Raw genomic sequence first — 7265 nt, forward strand, 5'->3', positions numbered from 1 at the left:
TGCTGTCCGGTGGGCGATACTGGGATCGAACCAGTGACCCCTTCGGTGTGAACGAAGTGCTCTCCCGCTGAGCTAATCGCCCGGGCAACGAGAAGAACAGTAGCACCATTTGGCGGTCGTCGTACAACTCGCCCCTTCCGGGTACTGCTGGCGCATCCGCAGAACTCGCGCTCCACGCGGAAGATGACTGAGCCTCAGCCGCATTCCGGATGGTTCTTCGGATGGATTCCGGAAATACACGTGAGGCCCAGCCGATAATCGGCTGGGCCTCACGTATCACAATGCATTCCGGTGGGCGATACTGGGATCGAACCAGTGACCCCTTCGGTGTGAACGAAGTGCTCTCCCGCTGAGCTAATCGCCCGGGTGCAGGGAAAACATTACCGCATCCCGGAGGGTGGTCCGAACACCCTGGTCACGGCGGCCCCCGGCCCCGGGCGGCTCAGCTCTCGCCCGCCGTCCAGGGGACGTCCAGGCCGTACCGGGCGAAGTACCAGCCGCCGATCCCGACGACCGCGGCGAGGCCGATGGCGGTGACGGTGAGGTTGCGGCGGCGCACCCGCGGGTCCATGGCCCGCCGGGCGGCCTCGGCGACCTTGCGGCGGCTCCACCGCAGCACCAGTCGGGCCCAGTCGAACTCGGTGGCCCAGACCCCCATGCCCAGGAAGATCACCACCCAGCCGGGGCCGGGCAGCGGCAGCATGATCACGCCGAGGACGACCACGGCGAGGCCGGCCAGGAAGATCGCCACCTGCCAGGCGAGGTGCAGCGGCCGCGAGCGGCGGACGAACGCCGGGGCGCGGGAGCCGGCCGCGTCATCCGACGTGACCGGTTCACCCGATCCCGTGTTCTTGGCCGTCTTGTCGTTTCGCACAGTCATGCCAGGAAACTAACCAAGAAGCGGCCCGGTAATGCCCGACCGGGCCACTCCGGGATGATTCCGCAATGCGCCGTAAGGGGTACGACTCGCGCCCGAATCGGGACAGAGGGGTTTACATCGGGCTTGGGGGTGGGATGGTCCGTTCGCCGACGTGCGATTCCCCGAGCGCACACTGAGCGAAAGGCCATGGCGCTTATGAACACCACGGTCAGCTGCGAGCTGCACCTGCGCCTCATCGTGTCCAGCGAGTCCTCACTGCCCGTCCCCGCGGGCCTGCGCTACGACACCGCCGACCCCTACGCCGTGCACGCCACGTTCCACACGGGCGCCGACGAGACCGTGGAGTGGGTGTTCGCCCGAGATCTCCTCGCGGAGGGGCTGCACCGACCGACCGGTACCGGCGACGTCCGGGTCTGGCCGTCCCGCAGCCACGGGCAAGGGGTGGTCTGCATCGCGCTGAGCTCTCCGGAAGGAGAAGCCCTGCTGGAAGCCCCGGCCCGGGCGCTTGAGTCATTTCTCAAGCGGACGGACGCCGCGGTGCCACCCGGTACCGAACACCGCCACTTCGACCTCGACCGGGAGCTGTCCCACATCCTCGCCGAAAGCTGATCCCGCCCGGAGGCGGTCACGCCCCGCCATCGGCGGGGTGGTACCTCCTGCCGTCACCGCTGCCGTCCTACTCGGGGGCACGGCAGCACTCAGCCGCGCGCGACGCGGCCTCGGGGCCGGTGGGCGGCCCGATCCCATCGGAGCGGGTCCGCGACACCGCAGGCGCCCGGCAACGAGGCCGGCCATCCATACGGGTGGCCGGCCTCGCTGCCGGGCGCCGTCGGCATTTCGGGGGGTCCTTCGCGGGCCCGGCCGCCCGGACACCGTCCGCTCCACGGCACTCTGACGGAATCCGTACGCACCTTCGAAAGAACCCACCGCCCTTCCGCCGCAAGGCCCGGTATGGTCTGGGGTAACCGTGGACGCGGGGTTCCGGAGTCCCCTGCGCGAGGAGTCCCCAACGTGCTGATCACCCATGACACCGAGTGCGCACTGAGCATCCTCGTCGAGCTGCTCAACACCGCGCCCGAGGTGTGCGGCACCGAGCGGCTGCCGGACGTGGCCGCACTGGACGCCTTCGTGGTCGGCCAGGAGATCAGCGAGATCGACTCGCTGACCGAGAACGACCTGCGCAAGGTGCACGAGCTGCGCACCCGGCTGCGCGAGGTGTTCGGGACGGAGTCCACCGCCGAGGCCGCCGAACTGGTCAACCGGATCGTCGCGGCCGCCGGTACGACGCCGCGGCTGACCAACCACGACCACCACGACTGGCACATCCACTACTTCGCGCCGCACGCCGCGCTCGGCGACCACCTCGCCGCCGAGCTGGGCATGGCGCTGGCCTTCATCCTGATGGCGGGCGAGCGGGAGCGGTTGCGCCGCTGCGAGGCGCCGGACTGTGCCCGGGTCTTCGTGGACCTCTCCCGCAACCGCTCCCGGCGCTACTGCGACAGCCGCACCTGCGGCAACCGGCTGCACGTCGCCGCCTACCGGGCACGGCAGCGCTCGGCGGAGGCCGTGCCCTCCGCCTGACGCCGACCCCCGCAGGGGTTCGGATGCCGCGTTCGAGTGCCGCGTTCGGATGCCGCTCAGATGCCGCGCTTGCGGAGGATCTCCTCGATGTCGGAGAAGTCGCCGAGGCCGTCGTCCCGCTTGCCCCCCGCGGGCTTGCCCGTCGCCGGCTTCTTCGGCGGCGTGGCGGCCACCGCCGGGCGCTCGGGCGCGGCACCGGCGGCCGCCGGGCGGTCCGGCGCGGCGTCCACGGCGCCCCGGCGGCCCACCCAGCGCGTCGTCACCAGCAGGAGCGCGGAGAGGCCGAGCAGCACGATGCCGGTCCAGACCCGGGGGTCGAACACCAGCCTCGTCGCCCAGTCGGCGAACTCGCTGCCGATCGTCCGGGCCACCGGGAACAGGCCGGTCAGGTAGAGCCCGGCGGGCACCAGGGCCACCGCGAACCAGCGGGTCGCGGACAGGAACCGCCGCCGGTAGGCCCGCAGGCCGGCCACGGCCACCCCGCCCGCCGTGAGCGCGAAGCTGATCGCCGCCGTCAGCACGGCAGTACTCCTTCGCTTCCGGTCGTCCTGGTCATCACTGCCTCCCTGTCGGCCTTCGCAGGGGCGCACCGTCGGCCGGAGCGGGCGCCCACTAGTGAAACACTGGGGGAATGATCGATGGTTCCCTCCCCCGGCTCGAGTTCTGGTGCGACCTCCAGTGTCCGGACTGCCGCACCGCGCTGGACGACGTACGGGCACTGCGCGCGCGGTACGGCGACGCGCTGCCCGTCGAGGTCCGCCACTTCCCGCTGGAGAAGCACAAGCACGCCTACGCGGCCGCGGAGGCCGCCGAGGAGGCGTTCGCGCAGGGGCTGGGCTGGCCGTTCGTGGAGGCGCTGCTGGCCCGGACCGAGGAGTTGGACGCCCGCGGGCAGCAGGTGCTGCTGGAGGTGGCCCGGGCCGTCGGGGTGGACGCCGAGGAGGTCGACACCGCGCTGATCGACGGCCGGCACATGCTCACCGTGGACGCCGACCAGGCCGAGGGCCGGGCGATCGGGGTCACCGGCACGCCGACGTACGTGATCGGCGGGCAGCGGCTGGACGGCGGGCAGAGCCAGGACGGCCTGCGGGACCGCATCGTGGCCGCCATCGAGGCGGCGGCGGGTTCCTGACGTCACGTCGGGTCACAGCGGCTTTCCGTAGATGCGGTTGGTGACCCGGTAACCGAGCGAGGCGTAGAGGCGGATCGCGACCTCGTTCCCGGCGAACACGTTGAGGCCGAGGTCGCGCACGCCGGCGGCCAGGCACTCGCGTTCGGCGAGCAGCATCAGCGTGCGGCCGTGTCCCCGGCCCCGGTGGGCCGGGGACACCTCGACGGTCATCACCCAGGCGAGCGGCCCGCCGTTCGGCAGGTCGCGCCGGTGGAAGTCCACCCAGAGCGAGCCGAGCGGCTCGGCTTCACCGTCCGCGCGCAGGCGGCGCAGGGCGACGCCGGGGCTGTCGGCGCCCTGCGGGAGCTGGCGCTGGTGGTCCAGCTGGGATCGGGCGCGGGCCTGCTCCTCGCTGAGCCCGGACTCCACGAGCGAGCGGCGGTAGCCCCGCGCGGCCCGGTCGAGCCAGGCCTGGAACTCCGGGGGCTCGATCCGGTCGGCGGTGATGCCGGCGGGCAGGGCGGGGGCGGCGGTCAGCCGCTTGGCCAGGTTCCGCATCCGCTCGGTGTAGCCGAGGGTGGTGGCGAGCCCCCGGGCGATCCGCGCCGTCTCGGGGATGTTGGCGTCCACCCGGGTGCAGTCCCAGTTGCGCAGCACCTCCTCCGCGGCCAGCGCGCCGAACGTGCCGCGGCCCCGACCCCGGCCTTCTCTGACCTCCAACTCCGATATCTCGCCCCAGAGTTGGCTGCCGTGCGGGATGGCGGTGGTGCGCAGCGCGCCGACCTGGCGGCCGTTGGCGCAGATCTGCCAGCGCCTGGTGCGGCCGCCGGCGTCGGTGGGTGTCTCCGGGCCCTCGGGGCGCAGCGTCGTGGTCATGTGGTGGTCCCTTCCCCGCGCCCGGGCCCCTATGCCCGGGTTGCCGTTGCGGGGATCACGGGTCGAGGTCGTCGCCGCTGCGTTCGGCGAAGACGGCCATGGCCTTGGCGGTGACGGGGCCGATGCCGGGCAGCTCGCGGTCGTCCACCCGGGTCACGGCCTGGACGTCACGGGTGGTGGAGGTCAGGAAGACCTCGTCGGCGTCCTGGAGGGCGCTGAGCGGCAGGTCGGCCTCCTCGGCGCCGCACCAGTCGACGACCAGCTGCCGGGTGATGCCGGCCAGGCAGCCGGAGGCGAGGGTGGGGGTGAGCAGGCGGCCGCCGAGGACGACGAAGACGTTGGAGCCGGTGCCCTCGCAGAGCAGGCCGACGGTGTTGGCGAACAGGGCCTCCGAGGCGCCGGCGCGGTGGGCGGCGGCCAGGGCGACGACGTTCTCGGCGTACGAGGTGGTCTTGAGGCCGGCGACGGCGCTGTGCTCGTTGCGGCGCCACGGGACGACGGCGGCGGCGGTCTCGTCGGGGCGGCGGTTGATCGCGCCGAGGGCGACGACGAGGGTGGGGCCGGCGGTGCCGCGCTCGGAGCCGAGCGGGGAGGTGCCGCCGGTGTAGGTGACGCGCAGGCGGCCGAGCGGGGCCGGGTTGGCGGCGAGGACCTGGGCGCAGGCCTCGCGGACCAGGTCGTGGTCCGGGTCGGGCAGGCCGAGGCCGCGGGCGGAGCGGGTGAGCCGGTCGAGGTGCCGGGTGACGGCGAAGGCCCGGCCGTCGGTGGCCTTCAGGGTCTCGAACACCCCGTCACCGGTGGTGAGTCCGTGGTCGAGGACCGAGACGGCGGCGTCGGCGGAGTCGACGAGCGCCCCGTTGACCCAGCTCGTGGTCGGGTTCTGCATCGAGGGCTGCTCCTTGGGCGGGGTGGGGGCGGGGCGGTTCATGCCCCCGTCGGGTCGGTGTCGCTGCCCGACGCTATCGCGACCAGGCGGGCGGCCTTCAGTTCGGTTTCCGCCCACTCGCGGTCGGGGTCGGAGCCCCAGGTGATGCCGGCGCCGGTGCCGAAGCGCAGCACGGGCGCCTCGGGGTCGGTCCGGTCGAGCCAGAAGGTGCGGATGCCGACGGCGAGTTCGCTCTCGCCGCGGTCGGCGTCGACCCAGCCGACGGCGCCGCAGTACGGGCCGCGCGGGGCGGTCTCCAGGGCGTCGATGATCCGCAGGGCGCTGGACTTGGGGGCGCCGGTGACGGAGCCGGGCGGGAAGGTGGCGGCGAGCAGCTCGGGCCAGCCGGCGCCCTCGCGCAGGGTGCCCTCGACGGTGGACACCAGGTGGACCAGGCCGGGGTGCTTCTCGACGGCGCACAGGTCGGGGACGGTGACGCTGCCGGTCGCGCAGACCTGCCCGAGGTCGTTGCGGACCAGGTCGACGATCATCACGTTCTCGGCGTGGTCCTTGTCGAGGAGGTCGTCCTCGGTGCGGCCGGTGCCCTTGATCGGGCCGGAGGAGACGGTGCGGCCGGTGCGGCGCAGGTACAGCTCGGGTGAGGCGGTGGCGATCTCGACGCCGTGCCCGGGCAGGCGGATGGTGCCGGCGTAGGGGGCGGGGTTGCCGTGGGCGAGGAGGCCGGTGAGGGCGTCGACGTCGCTGCGGGCCGGGTCGGGCAGCGGTGCGGACAGCACGCGGCAGAGGTTCGCCTGGTAGACCTCGCCGGCGGCTATGTGCTCGCGGATGCGGCGTACGCCCGCGGTGTAGGCGGAGCGGTCCAGGGAGCTGTGCCAGTCGCCGGCCTCCGGTCCGCGCCAGCCGGCGCCCGAGGGCGGCGCGGGGGCGGGGCGGACGTCGTCGAAGCGGGCGCAGGTCAGCCGACCCTCGAAGTCGTAGGCGACGGCCCAGTAGCCGGTGGAGTCCAGGGCCGCCGGGTCCGAGGTGACGTCGCGCAGGCCGGTGGCCAGGCGGCCGCCGAAGCGGGCGAGCGGGGTGCTGGGTTCGGTGGGGCCGGACACGGTTCTCCTGCGCGGTGGTCCTGGGCGGCGGTGCCTGAAGTGTAGGTCGGGGGTGCGGGCCCGGCGCGGGGGTGTGGCGCGGGGGCGTGAGCAGCGCCCGGCGTCGCGCGGGTGTGCGCCGGGTGGCCTGCGGATGATCGTCCGGAAGCGCCGCAGGTGGCGGCCGGTGGCCGGGTCGAGGGGTCGGCGGGGAGGCGCTCGGCGGGCATCCCATCGGCACGCTGCGGGAACGGATTTTTAGCTGGCCCAGGAATCCGCTAGAGTTCAACACGTCGCCAGGGAGCGCAGCCGAAGAAAAGCGGTGAAGGTCCCGGGAGACAGGCGGACGTGGCTCAGTTGGTAGAGCATCACCTTGCCAAGGTGAGGGTCGCGAGTTCGAATCTCGTCGTCCGCTCGATGGAGAACAGTGTAAGATCGTTCTTCGTGTGTTGCCTGGTGGAGTGGCCGAGAGGCGAGGCAACGGCCTGCAAAGCCGTGTACACGGGTTCAAATCCCGTCTCCACCTCCGAGAGGTTCGACCGGTTCCGGCCGGAAGACCTCCCCGCGCGATTAGCTCAGCGGGAGAGCACTACCTTGACACGGTAGGGGTCACTGGTTCAATCCCAGTATCGCGCACGTCGGATCCTTCGGGGTCTGCTGCAGGACCGCCACACCAGGCGCGATTAGCTCAGCGGGAGAGCACTACCTTGACACGGTAGGGGTCACTGGTTCAATCCCAGTATCGCGCACGTCGGGCCCTTCGGGGTCTGCTGCAGGACCGCCACACCAGGCGCGATTAGCTCAGCGGGAGAGCACTACCTTGACACGGTAGGGGTCACTGGTTCAATCCCA

Annotated in this window: 8 protein-coding genes and 6 tRNA genes; 7 read left to right on the forward strand and 7 right to left on the reverse strand. The window is 72.4% G+C overall.

All coding sequences use genetic code 11. From position 1 onward, the window contains the following. Window positions 1-10: 10 nt before the first annotated feature. The 3 genes from ACFVHI_RS29050 to ACFVHI_RS29060 form a co-directional block, all read right to left on the reverse strand. A tRNA-Val gene (locus ACFVHI_RS29050) sits at window positions 11-82 on the reverse strand. Between the two features lie 210 nt (window positions 83-292). Next, window positions 293-364 (reverse strand) — tRNA-Val (locus tag ACFVHI_RS29055). 78 nt (window positions 365-442) lie between these two features. After that, window positions 443-880: a TIGR02611 family protein gene (locus tag ACFVHI_RS29060; protein ID WP_380344310.1), complete on the reverse strand. Its 438-nt coding sequence runs from the start codon at window positions 878-880 to the stop codon at window positions 443-445. Window positions 881-1075: 195 nt separating this feature from the next. Here ACFVHI_RS29060 and ACFVHI_RS29065 point away from each other — a divergent pair, with 195 nt between their 5' ends. Continuing rightward, window positions 1076-1489: an SsgA family sporulation/cell division regulator gene (locus ACFVHI_RS29065; protein ID WP_030056266.1), complete on the forward strand. Its 414-nt coding sequence runs from the start codon at window positions 1076-1078 to the stop codon at window positions 1487-1489. Window positions 1490-1891: 402 nt separating this feature from the next. Then, window positions 1892-2461, forward strand: a complete 570-nt coding sequence (locus ACFVHI_RS29070) for a CGNR zinc finger domain-containing protein (protein WP_063346822.1) — start codon at window positions 1892-1894, stop codon at window positions 2459-2461. A 56-nt stretch (window positions 2462-2517) separates the two neighbouring features. Here the strand turns inward: ACFVHI_RS29070 and ACFVHI_RS29075 are convergent, their stop codons facing one another. Beyond that, window positions 2518-2982, reverse strand: coding sequence for a hypothetical protein (locus ACFVHI_RS29075; protein ID WP_380344315.1), 465 nt, complete (start codon window positions 2980-2982; stop codon window positions 2518-2520). A 110-nt stretch (window positions 2983-3092) separates the two neighbouring features. Here ACFVHI_RS29075 and ACFVHI_RS29080 point away from each other — a divergent pair, with 110 nt between their 5' ends. Beyond that, the gene (locus ACFVHI_RS29080; RefSeq protein ID WP_063346824.1) at window positions 3093-3593 is read left to right on the forward strand and encodes a DsbA family protein; all 501 of its coding nucleotides are present in this window, start codon (window positions 3093-3095) and stop codon (window positions 3591-3593) included. Between the two features lie 12 nt (window positions 3594-3605). On the opposite strand, the gene ACFVHI_RS29085 is transcribed toward ACFVHI_RS29080, so the two are convergent. From ACFVHI_RS29085 to ACFVHI_RS29095, 3 genes are read right to left on the reverse strand one after another with little or no spacing between them, the layout of a single operon-like run. After that, entirely contained in the window at window positions 3606-4448 is an 843-nt protein-coding gene (locus tag ACFVHI_RS29085; RefSeq protein ID WP_380344318.1) for a GNAT family N-acetyltransferase, read from the reverse strand. Between the two features lie 55 nt (window positions 4449-4503). Beyond that, complete coding sequence (locus ACFVHI_RS29090; RefSeq protein ID WP_079135467.1) at window positions 4504-5376, reverse strand: aminotransferase class IV; 873 nt, start codon at window positions 5374-5376, stop codon at window positions 4504-4506. Further along, window positions 5373-6434, reverse strand: coding sequence for a chorismate-binding protein (locus ACFVHI_RS29095; RefSeq protein WP_380344322.1), 1062 nt, complete (start codon window positions 6432-6434; stop codon window positions 5373-5375). Before ACFVHI_RS29095 ends, ACFVHI_RS29090 begins: the two co-directional genes overlap by 4 nt. 321 nt (window positions 6435-6755) lie before the next feature. Here ACFVHI_RS29095 and ACFVHI_RS29100 point away from each other — a divergent pair. The 4 genes from ACFVHI_RS29100 to ACFVHI_RS29115 all read left to right on the forward strand — a co-directional run bounded on the left by ACFVHI_RS29100 (window position 6756) and on the right by ACFVHI_RS29115 (window position 7162). Continuing rightward, a tRNA-Gly gene (locus ACFVHI_RS29100) sits at window positions 6756-6828 on the forward strand. Between the two features lie 40 nt (window positions 6829-6868). Further along, window positions 6869-6939, forward strand: a tRNA-Cys gene (locus ACFVHI_RS29105). Between the two features lie 38 nt (window positions 6940-6977). After that, a tRNA-Val gene (locus tag ACFVHI_RS29110) sits at window positions 6978-7049 on the forward strand. 41 nt (window positions 7050-7090) lie between these two features. Continuing rightward, window positions 7091-7162: transfer RNA gene (locus tag ACFVHI_RS29115), tRNA-Val, on the forward strand. Window positions 7163-7265: the final 103 nt, after the last annotated feature.

Origin of the sequence: Kitasatospora sp. NPDC127121 (assembly GCF_042677305.1) — a bacterium.
In the GTDB taxonomy this organism is placed as follows: Bacteria; Actinomycetota; Actinomycetes; order Streptomycetales; family Streptomycetaceae; genus Kitasatospora.

Bases quoted from the DNA above. Each gene is read 5' to 3' on its own strand.
- ACFVHI_RS29060 (WP_380344310.1), bottom strand. From the start codon at position 880: ATGACTGTGCGAAACGACAAGACGGCCAAGAACACGGGATCGGGTGAA.
- ACFVHI_RS29065 (WP_030056266.1), top strand. From the start codon at position 1,076: ATGAACACCACGGTCAGCTGCGAGCTGCACCTGCGCCTCATCGTGTCC.
- ACFVHI_RS29080 (WP_063346824.1), top strand. From the start codon at position 3,093: ATGATCGATGGTTCCCTCCCCCGGCTCGAGTTCTGGTGCGACCTCCAG.
- ACFVHI_RS29085 (WP_380344318.1), bottom strand. From the start codon at position 4,448: ATGACCACGACGCTGCGCCCCGAGGGCCCGGAGACACCCACCGACGCC.
- ACFVHI_RS29090 (WP_079135467.1), bottom strand. From the start codon at position 5,376: ATGAACCGCCCCGCCCCCACCCCGCCCAAGGAGCAGCCCTCGATGCAG.